The sequence below is a fragment of the [Roseibacterium] beibuensis genome, from assembly GCF_039542305.1.
GTDB classification, from domain to species: Bacteria; Pseudomonadota; Alphaproteobacteria; order Rhodobacterales; family Rhodobacteraceae; genus Roseibacterium; species Roseibacterium beibuensis.
Map to the genome: position 1 here is coordinate 287213 of NZ_BAABHW010000004.1, position 17417 is coordinate 304629.

The following is a 17417-nucleotide window of genomic DNA, read 5'->3' on the forward strand; positions in this document are numbered from 1 at the left end:
TCAGGCTGTAGGCCCTGTGCATCCCCTTACGGATACGGATGACACGCCGCCCATGAACCGCACACCCCATCTTGTCACGGCCGCCGCCTTTGCCGCTGCCGGCGTCCTGTCGATCGGGACAGCCATCCTTGCCGCCATCACGATCGAAAACCGATCGGTCGACGCGGTGGAACAGGCGCTGGAGCAAGAGGGACTGGGCTGGGCCGAAGTGAGCGCGGACGGTCTGCAACTCTTTCTCGACGGAACCGCGCCGGACGAGGCCTCGGCCTTCCGCGCCCTGAGTCGCGCCAGTGCGATCGTCGATGCCGACAGGATCGTGAACCACCTCGAAATCGCGGTGGCCGACACGACGACCGCCCCGCGCTTTTCGCTGGACATGCTGCGCAACGGGGACGGCATCCAGTTGATCGGCCTGGTGCCCCTTACGACCGGCCGGGACACGGTGGTCGAGTCGATCTCGGGCGTGACCGAGGGGGTCGAGGTCATGGACATGGTCGAGACCGCCGACTACCCCGCGCCCGCAACCTGGCAAGCCGCAATGGACTACGGGCTGCAAGCCCTGCGCGAACTGCCTCGGTCCAAGGTGACCGTCTTCGCCGACCGGGTGGAGATCGAAGCCGTCAGCGAAAGCGCCGAGCAACGGGCAGAGTTCATCGAAACGCTGGAGGCCGCCCGCCCGGACGGGGTCGAGGTGGTCCTGGACATCTCGGCGCCCCGTCCGGTCCTGACCCCCTTCGCGCTGCGCCTGGTGCGGGACGAGGACGGCACGCGAATGGAAACCTGTTCAGCCGACACGCCCGAAGCCGCCGAGCGCATCATTGCCGCCGCGCAGGCCGCCGGTGTCGAAGGCGAGATCGACTGCACCGTTGGCCTTGGCGTGCCCACACCGCGTTGGGCCGCTGCCGTCGAGCAGGCCATCGGTACGCTGGCGCAGCTTGAGACCGGAACGCTGACCTTCAGCGATGCCGACGTGACCCTGACGGGCAGCGAAGGCATGTCACAGGACCGGTTCGACCAGTTGGTCGGCGAACTGGACGCCGAACTGCCCGCGGTCTTTTCCTTGACCGGGATCCTCCCGGAAACACAGAGCCCGACATCCGCCGGCCTGTCGCGCTTCGTTGCGCAGCTTGACCCTGACACCGGCGTCAGCTTGCGGGGCCGCTTGCCCCAAGGGGCCGTGGGCCGCTCGGTTCAGGCCTTTGCGGTGGCGACCTTCGGGCGTGATCGGACCGACATGGCCACCCGCGCCGTCAGCGACCTGCCCGAGGGCTGGTCGGTGCGGACCATGGCAGGCCTGCGCGCCCTGTCCGCGTTGCACGAAGGGCAGCTTATCCTTGAAGCTGACACGCTGAACCTGTCCGGCACCACCGGCGATCCGGATCTTGCCTCGGTTCTGGCCCGGCAACTGGCTGACGAATTGGGTCCTGCCGCCGATTTCCAGCTCGATGTCAGGTATGACGAGGCGCTCGACCCCATCGCCTCCCTGCCGACCGCGGAAGAATGCGTCGCCCAGATCCAGGCGGTGCAGGAAGAGACGAAAATCGTGTTCGATCCCGGCTCGGTCGAAATCAACGAGGCAGCCGGCGAGATCCTCGACCGCATCGCGGAAATCCTGCCCAACTGCATGCATGTCCGCATGGAGATTGGCGGCCATACCGACAGCCAGGGCCGCGAAGAGATGAACCTGAACCTCAGCCAGTCGCGCGCCGACGCGGTTTTGAACGGGCTCCTGGCGCGGGGCGTTCTGGTCTCGAACCTGACGGCACAGGGCTATGGGGAAAGCCAGCCCATCGCCTCAAACGAAACCGAGGAAGGGCGCGAACTCAACCGTCGCATCGAGTTCCGCCTGCTGGCCGCCGGGGCGGAAGACGCGGACGGCGAGGAGGCGGGCGACGGGGAGGACGCGCCCGAAGCGTCCGAGGAATACGAATTCGAGATCCGGCCCCAGCCGCGCCCTGACAGCATAACCGAGGCCGCCGAAGCCGCGGAAGAAGAGGAGTAAGGCGCATGAACCGCCTGCAATTCATCATCGCCATCGCGATCATCCTGTTCGTGGCTTTTGCGCTTGGTTGGCTGGCGCGGTGGCTGGTCAACCGTTTCAGCCAGGTGTCGAGCGCAGACCTGGGCGAGATGGAAGAACTCGCACGCGCCCTCCACGATGCCGAGGAAACGCGCGACCAGGCGATCGCCTATCTTCAGCAGCGCGAGAACGAGTTGACCAACCAGCTTAGCCAGACCGAGGCAGAGTTGCGCGCGGCGATGGAGGGTCTGCGCGAAGCGCGGGCCGAGACCGAGGAACTGCGCAGCTACATCGAGCAGATGAACCAGGGCGCGCAGTAGCGCCGCGCGCCCCTACCAACGGCTGAGGGCGTCTTCGTCCTCGTCGCGCGCGGCGACCCATTCCGCGCCTTGGGCGGTGATCTCTTTCTTCCAGAAGGGCGCGCGGGATTTCAGGTAGTCCATCAGGAACTCGGCGCCCTGAAAGGCATCCGCGCGATGGCGTGCAGCGGTTGCCACCATCATGATCGGCTCCCCCGGCCCCATCCGGCCATGGCGGTGCAGGATCATGGCATCCGACAGGTTGAAGCGCTCGATCGCCTCGTCCCGGATCTCGGCCAGCGCCTTTTCGGTCATTCCGGGGTAGTGTTCGATCTCCATTGCATCCAGATCGCCCGTTGCGATGTCGCGCGTGAGGCCCGAAAAACTGACCACGGCGCCCGCGTTCTTCTTCGCCATGGCGGCGGCGAAGGCGTTCAACTCGGCCCCCATGTCGAACGGGTCGGATTGAACGCGCACGGTCTCCATCTCACTCAGCCCCCGGTCATGGGCGGAAAGAACGCCACCTCGCGGGCATCGCCCAGGGGCGTGTCGAGTTCGACCAAGTCCTGATCCAGCGCGGCCCGGATTGCGGCGGTGTCGGAAAAGGCAAAAGCATAAGCCTCGTCCCGTTGCCGCAACTCTTCGATCAGGTCCGCAACGGTTGCGGCCTCGGTCTCGATGCTCTCATGCCCGGTGCCGATCCGCTCGCGCAGCCAGGCGAAATAGCGCAGATCCCGTTTCATGGATTATCCCTCAGGTAAGGCAGCGCCTTGCGGAAATAGTCGAACCCGGTGATCAGGGTCAGGGCCGCGGCCAGCCACAACAAGACGAGGCCACCGTAGGACACGGTCATCAGACCTTGATATTTCCATGTAAGGCCAACGGTATCCTCGATCTCGCCGGCAAGGATGCCGCTGACGATCTCTCCGTTCATGCCGAAGGTCTGCATCAGGAAGTAGTGGTCGAACAGGCCCCAGGCGAACAGCAGCGCGATTGCCACCATCTGAACCATCGTCTTCCACTTGGCGAGCTTGGTCACCTTGAGCGTCCCCGCCGTATCGCCCAGGAACTCGCGCAGGCCCGAGACGAAGACCTCGCGGAACAGGATCGCGGTGACAGGCACCAGCGTCCACGCCGTGATGCCGTGAAGGCCAAGAATGACCGCCAGCGCGATCACCACCATCGCCTTGTCCGCGATCGGGTCCAGCATGGCGCCGAATTTCGACACCTGGTTCCACGACCGCGCCATCCAGCCATCCACGTAGTCGGTCAACGACGCCACCACGAAAAGGATCAGAGCCACCCAATCCGCGGCAGGACGTGGCAGAAACAGAAAGATCAGCCCCACCATAGGCGCAGCGATCAGGCGGAACACGGTAAGGATGTTTGGCAAGGTCCAGTTCATGGGCGAAGACTTATCCTGTCAGCCGCGCTCATGGAAGAAGGCGTAGATCGTCTCGGCCATCTGATCGGAAATTCCTTCGACCGCCTTCAGGTCGGCGAGGTTTGCACGTGACACGGCCTTGGCGCTGCCGAAATGGTTCAAGAGCGCGCGTTTGCGGGTCGCGCCGACGCCGGGCACCTCGTCGAGCGGCGTGGCGGACACCGCCTTGGCGCGTTTCTGGCGATGGGCGCCGATGGCGAACCGGTGCGCCTCGTCCCGCATCCGCTGGATGAAGTAGAGAACCGGGTCGTTTCTTTTCAGCGCGAAGGCCGGCTTGCCGGGGCGGTAGAATTCCTCCTTGCCCTGGTCGCGGTCGATCCCCTTGGCGACCCCGATGAAGGGCACGTCGTCGATCCCGAGTTCTTCCATGATCTCGGCCACGGCGCTGACCTGACCCGCACCGCCGTCGATCAACAACAGATCCGGCCACGCTTCGGACTCCCGGTCGGGATCTTCCTTGAGAAGGCGTTGAAAGCGGCGGGTCAGAACCTCTTTCATCATGCCGAAATCGTCACCCGGCGTCAGGCTGTCACCGCGGATGTTGAACTTTCGGTACTGCGATTTCATGAACCCCTCGGGGCCGGCGACAATCATCGCACCGACGGCATGCGCCCCCTGGATGTGCGAGTTGTCATAGACCTCGATCCGCGACGGGCGCCCGTCGAGGTCGAACGCCTCGGTCAGACCGTCGAGCAGCTTGGCTTGCGCCTGCCCCTCGGCCAAGCGGCGGCCAAGGCTTTCGCGGGCATTGCGCAGGGCGCTATCGACCAGTTCAGCCTTCTCACCGCGTTGGGGCACCACGATCTCGACCTTGCGGCCACGTTTCTGCGACAGGGCATCGGCCATCAGGTCGGTATTCTCGACCGGGTGCGAGAGGATCACCTGACGCGGCGGTTCTTTCTGGTCGTAGAACTGGCCAAGGAAGGCCTCCAGCACCTCGGGCTCGTCGATATCGGGGCCCACGCGCGGATAGAAATCGCGGTTGCCCCAGTTCTGGTTGGCCCGGATGAAGAAGACCTGCACACAGGCTTGCCCCCCCTCCATGTGCAGCGCGATCACGTCCGCCTCGGTCACGCCGCGCGGGTTGATGCCTTGCGCAGACTGAACAGCCGTCAACGCCCGGATGCGGTCACGAAGCGCTGCAGCGCGCTCGAATTCCATGGCCGCCGAGGCCTCCTGCATCTGGGCTGCAAGACGCTCCTGCAAATCCTTCGAGTCGCCCTTGAGGAAACGTTCCGCATCGCGGACGGAGGCCGCGTAATCGGCTTCGGAAATATACCCGACACAGGGCGCCGAGCAGCGTTTGATCTGGTAAAGCAGGCAAGGTCGCGTGCGGCTTTCGAAACTGGCATCGGTGCAGTTGCGCAGCAGGAAAACCTTTTGCAGTTGGTTCAGCGTTCGGTTCACGGCCCCCGCACTTGCGAAAGGGCCGAAATAGCTGCCCTTCTGCTTCTTCGCGCCGCGATGCTTCTTGATCTGCGGATAGGGATGATCCTTGGCGACGAGAATATTCGGAAAGCTCTTGTCGTCCCGCAGCAGCACGTTGTAGCGCGGCTTGAGCTGCTTGATCAGGTTCTGTTCCAGCAGCAGCGCCTCGGTTTCCGTGCGTGTGGTCAGGAACATCATCGAGGCGGTTTCGCGGATCATGCGCGCGATGCGCGGGCTATGACCGGCGGGCTTTGCGTAGTTCGAAACGCGCCGCTTGAGCGCCCGCGCCTTGCCGACGTAAAGCACGCGCGATTGCGCATCGAGCATGCGATAGACACCCGGCGAATTGTCGAGCTTGCGCACGTAGGCCTGGATGACCTCGTGCCCGGTTTGCGGTTGGTTTTCGACCATTTCCGACATCGTTCAGGACCTAAGTCGATTCCTTTCCGGGCTGCACCGGTCTGAGGCCGGATGCAAGCCTTGGAATATCCCCCAATCCTGTGGATAAGCTTCCGGATAAAACTTGGGGATAGAGAATTTTCCCTTATTTTTGGCCGACTTCTGCAGATTGCACAATTTTTGGGCGGCCAAATATGTCATTGTTTTAAAATGATATTTTTTCTCTCAGCCGCGCCAGTCTTGCATTTGTCACGCGGGCGTTACCCTAACGTCACATCGTCACTCACGGTGGAGAAGTTTGGTCGCGTCAACTGCAACGATCACTCCACCCCGAGCACGTCCGGGGTTTGCCAAGCCAGGTGTTGCCCCCCATCGACGCAGATCAACTGCCCCGTTACGGCGCGCGCCGTCAGGAAATACCGCAGCGCCTCGCAGATGGCTTGAGGGTCCGCGCCGCGCTCCAGAACAGTGGCTGCGCGCTGGTTCGCGAAATGCTCGTCCGACTGCCGCGCGCCCTGCATCGTGGGCCCCGGCCCGATGGCGTTGACCCGGACATGGGGGGCCAGCGCCTGCGCCGCCGTACGGGTGAAGGCCCAGAGGCCCATCTTCGCAATCGTGTAGGTCATGAATTCCGGCGTCAGCTTGCGCACGCGCTGGTCGATCATGTTGATGACCAGCCCTTGTGCCTGTGGCTCGCCATTCTCGTCCGGCTGCGCGGGGGGCATCTGCGCGGCCAGCGCCTGCGTCAGAACGAAAGGCGCGCGCAGGTTGGATTCGAGGTGGCGATCCCAACTTTCACGCGTCGCTGTTTCGATATTGTCGTAGTCGAAGATCGAGGCGTTATTGACCAAGATGGTAATGGGCTGCCCAAGCGCTTCGGATGCCTTTGGCAAGAGCGCTTGTACCGCGCCCTCGTCCAGCAGATCGGCCCCTACGGTCACGGCGTTGCGGCCCATCGTGCGGATCTCGGCCGCGGTTTCCTCGGCCGCGTCGGCACTGGAATTGTAGTGAACCGCCACGTCATGGCCAGCCCGGGCCAGTTCCAGCGCCATTGCCTTGCCCAAACGCTTGCCCGCGCCCGTCACCAGTGCCGTCATGAAAGCCTCTTTTCCGCTCAAGTCAGGAGAACGAGGATATAGGTCACGTAAAGGGCAGAGAAACCCAGCCCGACCAAACGGCCCATTTGCAGCCCGAGGAACACGAAGGGCGCAAGCACCAGCGAGGCGGCCAGCATTACCCACAGATCGAAACTCAGGAATTCCGGGTCGACCGGGATCGGCCCAACCAGCGCCGCCACCCCGATGATGGCCAGCAAGTTGAACATGTTGGACCCGATGACATTGCCGAGCGCCACATCGGCATGTTTGCGGATCGCCGCCATGACCGTTGTCGCAAGCTCGGGCAAAGAGGTGCCAACGGCCACCAGCGTCAGACCGATTACCGTGTCGGATACGCCATAGGCCGAGGCGATGGCGATGGAGCTGTCCACCAGCAGATCCGCCCCCAACGGCAAGCCGATCAGGCCCAGCAGGACGTACAGACCGATCTGCCACCACGGCATGTCTGGATCGGCCTCTTCCAGTTCCTCGATGCCTGCGATCTCGGCGGCCTCTTCGGCGCTGGCGCCATTCGCCTCGCGCCGATGCGCGCGGGCGGACCGCACCGCGTCAAGCAGGACAAGCGACAGAATGCCCAGCAGGATGATCGAATGCCACCACGTGATCGGGCCGGCAAAGGCAAGGCCGATGAAGATCAGCGTCGAGACGATCATCACCATATAGGTGCGCTGTGTGTCGCTCCCGGCGCGCAGGCCGGAGATCAACGCCGGGATGCCGAGAACCAGAAGAATGTTCGCGGTATTCGAGCCAACGACATTGCCAAGCGCCAGGCCCGGCACGCCATTGAGGACAGATTTGATACTGATCAGCAGTTCCGGCGCGGATGTTCCGAAGGCCACGACCGTCAGGCTGACGATCAGGGCGGGGATGCCCAGGCGCAGGCTGAGATTGACGGCGCCCTTGACCAGCACATCCCCTGCAAGAAGCAGGATGACGAGGCCGAGCCCCGCCAGCGCGAACTCCATCCACATGCCGTCAGTCCCGCCTTTCCGTGCAGTGCGGGCAATCGCCGCCGCGCAGGTTGTATCGTCCGCATTCCGGGCAAAGGCGCGGTTTCGGCAGGCCCTTTCCGCGCTTGAGGCCCGGCAGGCGCAGGCGGCCAAACATGGCGAGCACGATCATGAAGATCAGGAACAGGGTGACGATCTTGACCATCAGGACAGCCCGTAGCGGGCCCAAAGCGCCTGCTCCTCAAGTCCTCGGCCGAAATCCTGCGCGATCTGCGCGCCGAAGCGCTGCCAAAGGCTGCGCTTGGGGCCGTAAACGGCAAAGCGCGTCTTGTCGCCATGCAGGTCCTTCATCTTAGGAACGAGATGCGCGATCCCGTCCGCAAGGCCCAATTCGACCGCCTTGGCACCGGTCCAGAACGCGCCGGTGAACAAATCCTTGTCGCCGCTCAGGCGATCCCCCCGGCGCGATGCGACATGCGCCTTGAACGCGTCGTGGATGTCGGACTGAAGATCTTTCAGGCGGTCCACGTCCTCGGCGCGTTCGGGGCGGAAGGGGTCGAGGATCGACTTGTCTTCACCGGCGGTATGAACGCGGCGTTCGACACCGATTTTTTGCATCGCCTCGTGGAACCCGAACCCGGCCGAGATCACCCCGATGGAGCCGAGGATCGAGCTGTGGTCGGCCCAGATGTGATCGGCCGCGCAGGCCAGCCAATAGCCGCCCGATGCCGCCACGTCCTCGACGAAGGCGTGAACCGGAACCTCCTTTTCCTCGGACAGCCGGCGAATGCGCGCGGCGATGAGCGAGGATTGAACCGGGCTGCCACCGGGCGAATTGATCGAAAGTGCCACGGCCGCCGGTTTGCCCTTGCGAAACGCCCGTTCGATCGCCGGGGCCAAAGCGGCATCGGACAGACCGCCCCGCGGGGAGGCCATGATCGCACCGTTCAGCCGGATCACGGCGACCACCGGATCGGATTTCACGAAAGGGATGAAGCGTTTCATGGAATGCGATGTAGAGTGCCGATTGCGCGGCAACAAGGCGCGGCCAGCGGATTTGCCCGGTCTTGTGGCCCCGCCTCCCTACTGTGCCGTCCAGCCGCCATCGATGGGAATGGCCGTGCCGGTGACATTGTGCGCGATGGGTGCGCATAGCCAAAGCGCCAGCGCCCCGATCTCGGACGGGTCCGAGGTGCGCTGCGAGGGCTGCTTCTCGGCCAACAGGTCGGCGATACCCAGATCCCGATCACCGCCATGCAAACCCGCCCGCGCCTGGATCTGCGGTTCGATGATCGCGGTTTCCGTCCAGCCGGGGCAGATACAGTTGACGGTCACGCCCCCTTTTTTCTTGTCGCCCGAGGCCGCGTATTCCAGCGCGGCCACCCGGCTTAACCCCACCAGCCCGAACTTGGCCGCCACGTAGGGCGATTTGTCCTTCGACGCGACAAGGCCATGGACCGAGGCGATGTTGATGACGCGCCCATAGCCGCGTTCGGCCATGCGCGGCAGGGCCTTCTGCATGGTCGAGAAGGCAGAGGAGAGGTTGATCTGCAGGATCGTATCCCATGTCTCGCGCGGCATCTCGGCGATGGGGGCGGTATGCTGGATGCCCGCGTTGTTCACGAGGATATCCGCCCCACCCCAGGCGGCAACGGCGTCCATCAGCGCGTCGATGCGGTCAGGGTCGCGCAGATCGCCCGGGAAAAACTCGGCCTGCGGCGCGCCCTTGTCGCGCAGGTGATTGCAGACCTCTTCGATTTGCGCATCGCCTGCGATGCCATGCACCGCGATCCGCGCGCCCGCCTCGGCCAGCGCCTCGGCAATGGCAAGGCCGATCCCCTGGACAGAGCCGGTTACAAGGGCGGTTTTTCCAGACAGGTCGGTCATGTCGCGTCCTCCTCCAGACGTTTGCGCAGCTCGGTCTTGAGGACCTTGCCGTAATTGTTCTTGGGCAGTTCGGGCAAAGCGACATAGGCCTTTGGCCGTTTGAACCGCGCCATGTTGTCGAGGCAATGGGCATCGAGCGTGGCCTGATCGCATGTCGTGCCGGGAACCGTGACCACGAAGGCCACGACATCCTCGCCCCACTCTTCGGATGGGCGACCGACGACGGAAACCTCGTGCACCGAAGGATGGGTCAGAAGCACCTCCTCGACCTCGCGCGGGTAGATGTTGGTGCCGCCGGAAATGATGACGTCTTTCGATCGGTCGGCAAGCGTCAGGTAGCCGTCTTCGTCCAGCCGCCCCATGTCACCGGTCATGAGCCAGCCGTTGCGTAGCGTCTTTGCCGTCGCCTCGGGGTTTTGCCAGTATCCCGGCATCACCGGCGCACCCCGCACCATGATTTCGCCGATCTCGCCCGGTGGCAGGAAAGCCCCCGCTCCGTCGCCGATGGCGATCTCGACCCGCGACTGCGCCCGTCCAACCGAGGACAGGCGCGCGCGCCACCGGGGATGACTTCGGTCGGCGACGTCGGCCCGGGACAGCGCGCTGATCGCCATCGGGCATTCCCCCTGCCCGTAGATCTGCACGAATCTCGGACCGAACCACTCGACCGCCTCCTCGATATCGGCGTTGTACATCGGGCCGCCGCCATAAACGATCGTTCGGATACCATCGCCGCGCAGGCCCAGCGCCTTGGCGGCATCGGTCAGACGACGCACCATGGTCGGCGCCATGAACATCGAGGTCGGACCATGCGCGGCGGACAGGGCAAGGACCTCGCCCGCGTCATACCCACCCGAGACCGGCACGATATGCCGCGCGCCCATGCGGACATGAATGGGGGCGTAGATCCCCGCGCCGTGACTCATCGGGGCGGCATAAAGCGCCGCGTCGTCGGATGTGACCGGGTCCACGTCGATGAGATAGCAAAGCGACGTTGCCGCCAGCATGCCGTGGGTGATCTGCACGCCCTTGGGCTTTCCAGTGGTGCCCGAGGTGTAGAACAGCCACGCCAGGTCCGTATCGTCACGCTCGACCAGCGGCGCTGCGGGTCCGCTGGTCATGGCGGCGAAATCCTCGCCGCCCACGTCGATCAGCCCGCGTTCGGTCTGGTCGGCAAGACCGGCACCCAAATCCTCGGTCACGAAACAAAGCTTTGCATCGCCATCGGACAGGATCCAGGCCGCTTCCTTGGGGTGAAGCTTGGCATTGATCGGCACGGCCGCGGCACCTGCCATCCAGATGCCGTAGAAACAGACGAGGTAGTCGGGACAGTTCTTGGCGAAGATGCCGACCCGGTCGCCGGGCAAGATGCCCTTTTCCAGCAAAGCCGCAGCCAGCGACGCCGCGCGGGCATGAAAGCCGGCGTAATCGGCCACGACCGTGTCGCCCAGCATCAAGGCGGGGGTCCCGCCAGCCACCTTGGCAATGCGTTCAAGCCAGATCGCGATGTTCATCAGATATGCCCTCCCCCGCACAGATCAGCACGGGGCGCGCAGAGGGGCAAGATGTCAGAGCGTCAGCCCCATCTCGGTTAGACAGGCATGGGCGTGGTCGTGATGGTGTTTCGGCATCCGCGCCCAGAAATCCTCAAGGATCGCGGGCCATTGCGGGGCCTGCTCCAGGAAGGCCGCGCGATGGTAATGCAGGATCTCGACATCCGGTGTCTGGCTGTAATCCTTGCGCCTAGTCAGGGAATAGTTCCACGTCTCACCCAGCACTTCGGTGGCGTAGCCGAACCGCGCCAAGGTCAGCGGCAGGGTGATCTGGTCAAGCCAGGGCCGCTTGTTGCCGATGGCGCAGTTGTGGTCGAAATCGAGCGCCGTTTCGAGCCAGTGATCGGCAAACCGCTTGCCATCATGAGTCATTGGTCTTTCGGGAAAGCAGACGAACCCGGCATTGAAATAGGGCAGGTATTCCAGCTTCCGCCCGCGCAGCAGCCGCAGCCGTTCCTTTGGCAGGGGCAGACCGAAATGGGCATAGGCGCGCTCCCAGCGATCGTTCTCCTTGCCCCAGGTCGGCAATCCTTCCGGCGCGGCGGCGACCGTATCCGCTGGCAGGTCAGCCATGGGCGTCAGGGGCTTGGCGCAAACCATGTCGGTATCGAGAAAGATCGCCCGCGCCCCGTCTCGCCGGTCGCTGGCGGCGACCAGCTTGTTGCCATGCGGATAGTCACCGCGCCAGTTCGGCGTATCCGGCAAAGGACGCAGTTCGACGCCGCAGACCTCGTACAGGTCGCGCGTTGCCGCATGGACCTCGGGCAGATACCCCTCGCTCGCGTAAGCATAGAGGCGCACGTCGCCCCGTCCGTCATGCGCGCACGCCAGCGATGATGCCAGTAGCCAGCTTTGCCATTCCAGCCGCACGCCGTCGGCGACGAAGAAGATCGACAGCGTCTCTGTGCTCATCTCGTGGCTGGTCCTGCGCATTCGGGTTTTCTGCTCGCGGCGCAGTTTGCCCGGAAAGGGTGCGCGGGGCCAGCCTCGCCCTCAGCTTTCGAGATCGGCGACAAAGATCCCGTCATGCCCGCCGCAGGAATTCGCCACGAGGATTTCACCGGCGCGGATATGCTCGGGGTGGCATTCGTAGGCGAGATGCGCGTCGCGATCCGTGAAGGTCACGGTGAAGCCATAGGCGTAGCGCGCCGACTTACCCTCGAAATCGCGGTTGGGACCATGGTGAAAGGCCACCATGCCCGGCACCTCGCCGACGAGATTGGCAAGGATCGAACAGGCCTCGCGCAAGTGATCGGCGGCCTCGGCATTGGCGGGGTCCAGCAGGACGATGTGATGTAGCATGGCCTAGCCTTCGATCAGAATGGCGCGGAAGTCGTTGACATTGGTCAATGTCGGGCCGGGGACAATCTGATCGTGGATGGCGGCGAAAAAGCTGTGCGCGTCGTTTCTGGCCAGCGCATCGGAGGGGTCCACCCCTGCGGCGCGCGCCTTGTTCAGCGTATCAGGGCCGATGATGGCCCCGGCCACCTCGGCGGCCCCGTCGACGCCATCGGTATCACAGGCAATGGCGTGGATGCCGCGCGCGCCCTGCAACGCAACGGCAAGTGCCAGCGCATATTCCGCGTTCGGGCCGCCAACGCCGTCGCCGCGACGCGTGACGGTCAGTTCGCCACCCGAGAGCAGCAGGCGTGGCCCCTTGGCGGCACGGGCCAGTTCTGCATGTTCTGCGGCAACTTCACGTGCCTCACCTTCCAGCGCATCGCCGAGGATTTCGACCGCGTAGCCCGCAGCGGCAGCAATCTCGGCAGCGGCCTCAAGCGACTGGGACGGGGCCGCGTAGATCACATTTTCGACCTGCGACAGACGCGGATCGTCCGGGGGGATCACCCCCGTTTCGCCGGCAAGAACGGCGTGAACGCTCGGGGCGGCTTCGATCTTCCAGCGGTCCAGAATGGCGCGGGCATCGGCCGGTGTGCTGGCGTCGCCTACGGTGGGTCCGGACCCGATCAACGCGGGATCGTCCCCCGGCACGTCCGAGATCATAAGCGACAGCATTCGCGCGGGATAGGCGGCAGCCGCAAGCTGCCCGCCCTTTACCCGGCTGAGATGCTTGCGCAGGATGTTCATCTGCCCGATGGGCGCCCCCGAGGCGAGCAGCCCGGCATTGACCGCCTGTTTCTCGGACAAGGTGATGTCACCGGCGGGCGCGGTCAGCAGCGCCGAGGCCCCGCCCGATATCAGCGCGAGAACGAAGTCATCCTCACCCAGCCCTTCCAGCAAGGCGAGCATGCGCAGGGTCGCGTCCGCTCCGGCCTGATCGGGGACGGGATGCGCGGCCTCGACAATCTCGATCCCCTTGCAGGGGCGGGCATACCCGTAGCGCGTGATCACCAACCCCGCGCACGGGCCCCATTCGGCCTCGACCGCCTCGGCCATCCGCGCGCTTGCCTTGCCCGCGCCGACGACCACGACACGGCCCTCGGGTTTCGGAGGCAGCACGCGCGCAAGAGATTGCATCGGGTCGGCCACCTCGACCGCTTTGTCGAACATGCGGCGGAGCAGGGTGTCAGGGGTCATTCGGTTTCTCCAAGGCTGGACGCACGCGCCACCAGATGCACGGGCGCGCGCCGCTCGGGTGCCGGGACACGACCCTCTTTCATCCATGTCAGAAGGGTTTCCGCCGTCTCTCTCGCGAAATCCGCGATGTCGCAAGACACCGAGGAAAGCTGCGGCCAGACCTGTGCGCATTCCTCGATATCGTCGAACCCGACGAGGCGGAAATCGCGGCCCGGCTGCCGTCCGGCACGGGCAAACCCGGCCATAAGGCCCAACGCGACCAGATCGTTGAAACAGATGGCCGCATCGCAATCGGGATGGTCCGCCAGAAGATGATCCGCCATTTCGATCCCGAAGGCCCGCGTGGCGCGCCCCTGCACCTGAAGCGCTGGAAGACCGGCACGATCCAGCTCGGCGAGATAGCCCGACATGCGCTCCAGGGTAATGGCCCGCCCCTCCAGCCCGCCGACAAACGCAATGCGGCGTGCGCCTTGCGCGATCAGATGGCGGGCCGCCTCGGCACTGCCGGTCGCATAGTCGAAACTCGAGAAGGGGAAGAGATCGAGGCGGTCGTCGATCTGGCGCAGGACCTGGAGCACCGGAATGCCCGCCCGCGCCAGTTGGTCGAAGGTCGCGGGCCCGTCCCCGTAGGCGGGCGATATGACGACGGCGTTCACCCCATGCTCGATCATGGAGGCAACGAGCTTGGCCTGCAGCGCAGGGTCTTCGTCGGAGTTCGAGATAACGGTGGCATACCCCTCGGCCGCCAGGGCCATTTGCAGGGTCGTCGCGAACTCGGTGAAGAAGGGGTTGCGCAGATCGTTGATGACAAGGCCGACCAGCCCGACAGACGACCCGCGCAACGTGGCCGCCGCGCGGTTGTAGACATAGCCCAGCTCGGCCATGGCTTGGCGCACCAAGTCACGCGTTTCCGCCCGCACCTGCTTGGACCCTTGCAGGACAAGGCTGACCGTGGATTTCGACACGCCCGCGCGGGCGGCGACATCCATGATGGTGGGGCGGCGTTTCATGCGGCCTGTTTAGCCGTCGATCCCGTGCAGGGCCAGAAGGGTGCGCATCCGCGCCTCGGCAAGATCGGGGCGCGAGAGGAGCCGCGCTTGATCGGCGAGGCGATAGACCTGCGCATATTGGGTAATCTCGCGCGACGATTGGAACCCGGCCGGCATGATGAAATGGCGCTGCGTCCCGTTCAGCCAAGACAGGAACGCGATGCCCGCCTTGTAGAACTGCGTGGGCGCCTTGAAGATCTCGCGGCTAAGCGGAACAGTGGGCGCGAAAAGCGCGTGGTAGGTTTCCGTGTCGCCTTTGGCGAGCGCCTCCAGCGCCTGGCTGGCGGCGGGTGCGATGGCCGCGAAAATGCCGAGGAGCGCATGCGAATAATGCGTGCCGTCGCCTTCGATCAGATCGGCGTAGTTGAAGTCATCGCCAGTGTAGAGGCGCACACCATCGGGCAGCCGGGCACGGAAGGCTTCCTCATGCGCCTGGTCCAGCAGGCTGATCTTGATGCCATCGATTTTCGCCGCGTGGCGGGTGATCAGGTCGAGCACGATCTCGGTCGCCTCGGCCACGTCGGTGCTGCCCCAGTAGCCGGTCAAGGCCGGGTCGAACATGTCACCCAGCCAATGCAGGATGACCGGCTCTGCCGCCTGCTCGATCAGGCGATCATAGACCGATGCGTAGGTCTCGGGCCCCGCCTTGATCGCTGGAAGCGCGCGGGTCGCCATCAGGATCAATTGCCCGCCAGCGGCCTCGATCGCCTCCATCTGCTCGGCATAGGCGGCGATGATCGCCTCTGCATCGGTCAGCTCCGACAGCGGCTTGTGGTCGGTCCCTGCCCCGCACGCGACGCGCGGCTTAAGCGGATGCGCCTTGGCGTCCCGCATCGTGCGGTCAATCAACTCCCGCGCCGTGGCCCAATCGACACCCATGCCGCGCTGCGCCGTGTCCATTGCCTCGGCCAGGCCGAGGCCCTGATCCCAAAGCGTGCGCCGAAAGTTGAGCGTGGCGTCCCAATCGACGGCGGGGCGGCCAAGCCACGGGTCCCGCTCAGCCATCGGGTCCGAGATGACATGCGCGGCGGCAAAGGCAGTACGGGTCAGGGAAATCTCAGGCGCACGCGGCGACAGCGGATCGCCTGTCAGGGCATAGTCTTTGAGCGTTCCTTCATAGGTGGGCAGGCGCAACATGATTCAGATCCCGTGGTCTTCGCGGATCATGTCAGAGGCTTTTTCGCCGATCATGATCGCCGCGGCATTGGTGTTGGAGGAGATGACGGTGGGCATGATCGAATTGTCCACGATCCTCAGCCCCTCGATCCCGTTGAAGCGCAGGCGCGGGTCGACGACCGCGCCGGGGTCGATGCCCATCCGGCAGGTGCCCGCGCAGTGATGCGAGGTCTTGGAGTGTTCGCAGATGAAGGCGAAATACTCTTCATCGGTCTTCACGTCCGGCCCGGGCAAACGCTCAGCCTTAATGAAGGGCTTCAAAGGTTCTTGTGCAAGAACTTGCTGCGTCAGCTTCAACCCGCGGATCGACATTTCGCGATCCAGCGGATCAGCGCAGTAATTCGGGTCGATGAGCGGTGCTTTCGCCGGATCGGCGCTGGCCAGACGCACGGTGCCGCGCGACCGTGGGCGCAAATAGCAGGAATTCAGCGTGACGCCGCCATTTGGCATCGCGGCGACGCCCGCCTCGATCCCCGTGCCAAGACCCAAGTGAAACTGCAGGTCGGGCGAGCGGGCATTCGGATCGGCATACCAGAACCCCCCGGTCTCGAAGAGCGATGAGGCCACCGGCCCGGTGCGGGTCAGCAGATACTGAAGCCCGGCCAGCACCGACATATGCGGCTTGGCATAGCGGTCATAGGTGTGCGGGCCGGACACTTCGCAGATACAATACAGGTCGAGATGGTCTTGCAGGTTCTCCCCCACGTTGGGCTGATCGAACACCACGTCGATCCCGTGCCCCGCCAGGTGATCGGCCGGCCCGATGCCCGAAAGCTGCAACAGGCGCGGCGACCCGATGGCGCCGGAGGACAGGATCACTTCGCCCTCGGCGGTCAGCCGCGTTCCGTCCGTCAACGCGACACCGGTGGCGCGGCCATTCTCGATGATCAAATGTTGGACCTGGGCATTATACCGGATGGTGAGGTTCGCCCGCTTCCGGTTCGGCGCCAGGTAGGCCATCGCGGCGGAGGAGCGTCGCGCATGTCGCTGGGTGAGCTGGTAATAGGCGGTGCCGTCCTGTTTCTCGCCGTTCACGTCCTCGTTGTGCGGAATACCCAAGGCCTTCGCGGCCTCGAAATACGCCTCGCAAATCGGCAGGGGCGCGGCGGGTTGCGATACGCCCAAGGGCCCGCCCTTGCCGTGGTACCGGTTGTCGTAGGTGTCGTTATCCTCGGCCCGCCGGAAATAGGGCAGGACATCCTCGTAGCCCCAGCCCTCGCAGCCCATCTGCCGCCAGTCGTCGTAATCCTGTGCATTGCCGCGCGTGTAGATCTGCGCGTTGATGGCGGACCCGCCGCCGATCACCTTGGCCTGCGTGTAGGTAAAGACCTTGCCGCCCATGTGGCGTTGCGGGACCGTGCTCCACCCCCAGGACGCGATGCCCTTGGTCATCTTGGCGAACCCGGCAGGCAGGTGGAAAAAGGGGTGAAGGTCGCGCCCGCCCGCCTCGAGCAGGCAAACGCGCGTATCGGAGTTCTCGGTCAGGCGGGCGGCCAGGACGCTCCCGGCGCTGCCGCCACCGATGATGATGAAATCAAAGCCTTCGGACATTCCTG

18 protein-coding genes are annotated in these 17417 nt (G+C 64.5%); 2 read left to right on the forward strand and 16 right to left on the reverse strand.

The window, feature by feature from the left end; genetic code table 11:
- Nucleotides 1-52: 52 nt before the first annotated feature.
- Both ABD923_RS14560 and ABD923_RS14565 read left to right on the forward strand, forming a co-directional pair.
- A complete protein-coding gene (locus tag ABD923_RS14560; protein WP_259549353.1) occupies nucleotides 53-2002 on the forward strand; it encodes an OmpA family protein in 1950 nt (649 codons plus the stop codon).
- A 5-nt stretch (nucleotides 2003-2007) separates the two neighbouring features.
- Nucleotides 2008-2340 carry a hypothetical protein gene (locus tag ABD923_RS14565; RefSeq protein ID WP_222191473.1) on the forward strand — a complete coding sequence of 111 codons (333 nt, stop codon included), beginning with the start codon at nucleotides 2008-2010 and terminating at the stop codon, nucleotides 2338-2340.
- 12 nt (nucleotides 2341-2352) lie between these two features.
- On the opposite strand, the gene ABD923_RS14570 is transcribed toward ABD923_RS14565, so the two are convergent.
- From ABD923_RS14570 to ABD923_RS14645, 16 genes are all read right to left on the reverse strand, one after another.
- Nucleotides 2353-2805 carry a molybdenum cofactor biosynthesis protein MoaE gene (locus tag ABD923_RS14570; protein ID WP_259549350.1) on the reverse strand — a complete coding sequence of 151 codons (453 nt, stop codon included), beginning with the start codon at nucleotides 2803-2805 and terminating at the stop codon, nucleotides 2353-2355.
- Between the two features lie 5 nt (nucleotides 2806-2810).
- Entirely contained in the window at nucleotides 2811-3062 is a 252-nt protein-coding gene (gene moaD, locus ABD923_RS14575) for a molybdopterin converting factor subunit 1 (protein ID WP_222191472.1), read from the reverse strand.
- A complete protein-coding gene (gene pgsA, locus ABD923_RS14580; RefSeq protein ID WP_259549348.1) occupies nucleotides 3059-3724 on the reverse strand; it encodes a CDP-diacylglycerol--glycerol-3-phosphate 3-phosphatidyltransferase in 666 nt (221 codons plus the stop codon). The genes moaD and pgsA overlap by 4 nt, the downstream gene beginning before the upstream one ends.
- 18 nt (nucleotides 3725-3742) lie before the next feature.
- Complete coding sequence (gene uvrC, locus ABD923_RS14585) at nucleotides 3743-5602, reverse strand: excinuclease ABC subunit UvrC (protein ID WP_259549346.1); 1860 nt, start codon at nucleotides 5600-5602, stop codon at nucleotides 3743-3745.
- Nucleotides 5603-5910: 308 nt separating this feature from the next.
- On the reverse strand, nucleotides 5911-6687 hold the full coding sequence (locus ABD923_RS14590; protein WP_259549345.1) for an SDR family oxidoreductase: 777 nt from the start codon (nucleotides 6685-6687) through the stop codon (nucleotides 5911-5913).
- 17 nt (nucleotides 6688-6704) lie between these two features.
- The gene (locus ABD923_RS14595; RefSeq protein ID WP_259549842.1) at nucleotides 6705-7673 is read right to left on the reverse strand and encodes a calcium/sodium antiporter; all 969 of its coding nucleotides are present in this window, start codon (nucleotides 7671-7673) and stop codon (nucleotides 6705-6707) included.
- Nucleotides 7674-7683: 10 nt separating this feature from the next.
- Entirely contained in the window at nucleotides 7684-7863 is a 180-nt protein-coding gene (locus ABD923_RS14600) for a hypothetical protein (protein WP_222191467.1), read from the reverse strand.
- Nucleotides 7863-8663 carry a S49 family peptidase gene (locus ABD923_RS14605; protein WP_259549344.1) on the reverse strand — a complete coding sequence of 267 codons (801 nt, stop codon included), beginning with the start codon at nucleotides 8661-8663 and terminating at the stop codon, nucleotides 7863-7865. Before ABD923_RS14605 ends, ABD923_RS14600 begins: the two co-directional genes overlap by 1 nt.
- A 78-nt stretch (nucleotides 8664-8741) precedes the next feature.
- Nucleotides 8742-9545, reverse strand: a complete 804-nt coding sequence (locus tag ABD923_RS14610; protein ID WP_259549342.1) for a 3-hydroxybutyrate dehydrogenase — start codon at nucleotides 9543-9545, stop codon at nucleotides 8742-8744.
- On the reverse strand, nucleotides 9542-11059 hold the full coding sequence (locus tag ABD923_RS14615) for a class I adenylate-forming enzyme family protein (RefSeq protein ID WP_259549340.1): 1518 nt from the start codon (nucleotides 11057-11059) through the stop codon (nucleotides 9542-9544). Before ABD923_RS14615 ends, ABD923_RS14610 begins: the two co-directional genes overlap by 4 nt.
- Nucleotides 11060-11113: 54 nt before the next feature.
- Nucleotides 11114-12010, reverse strand: coding sequence for a hypothetical protein (locus tag ABD923_RS14620; protein ID WP_259549338.1), 897 nt, complete (start codon nucleotides 12008-12010; stop codon nucleotides 11114-11116).
- Nucleotides 12011-12091: 81 nt separating this feature from the next.
- Nucleotides 12092-12400 carry a Dabb family protein gene (locus ABD923_RS14625; RefSeq protein ID WP_259549336.1) on the reverse strand — a complete coding sequence of 103 codons (309 nt, stop codon included), beginning with the start codon at nucleotides 12398-12400 and terminating at the stop codon, nucleotides 12092-12094.
- A gap of 3 nt (nucleotides 12401-12403) precedes the next feature.
- Nucleotides 12404-13636, reverse strand: a complete 1233-nt coding sequence (locus ABD923_RS14630) for a glycerate kinase type-2 family protein (RefSeq protein WP_259549334.1) — start codon at nucleotides 13634-13636, stop codon at nucleotides 12404-12406.
- Nucleotides 13633-14646, reverse strand: a complete 1014-nt coding sequence (locus tag ABD923_RS14635; RefSeq protein WP_259549332.1) for a LacI family DNA-binding transcriptional regulator — start codon at nucleotides 14644-14646, stop codon at nucleotides 13633-13635. Before ABD923_RS14635 ends, ABD923_RS14630 begins: the two co-directional genes overlap by 4 nt.
- A 9-nt stretch (nucleotides 14647-14655) precedes the next feature.
- The gene (locus ABD923_RS14640; protein WP_259549328.1) at nucleotides 14656-15822 is read right to left on the reverse strand and encodes a dihydrodipicolinate synthase family protein; all 1167 of its coding nucleotides are present in this window, start codon (nucleotides 15820-15822) and stop codon (nucleotides 14656-14658) included.
- A gap of 3 nt (nucleotides 15823-15825) precedes the next feature.
- Nucleotides 15826-17412: a GMC family oxidoreductase gene (locus ABD923_RS14645; RefSeq protein WP_259549326.1), complete on the reverse strand. Its 1587-nt coding sequence runs from the start codon at nucleotides 17410-17412 to the stop codon at nucleotides 15826-15828.
- Nucleotides 17413-17417 lie beyond the last annotated feature (5 nt).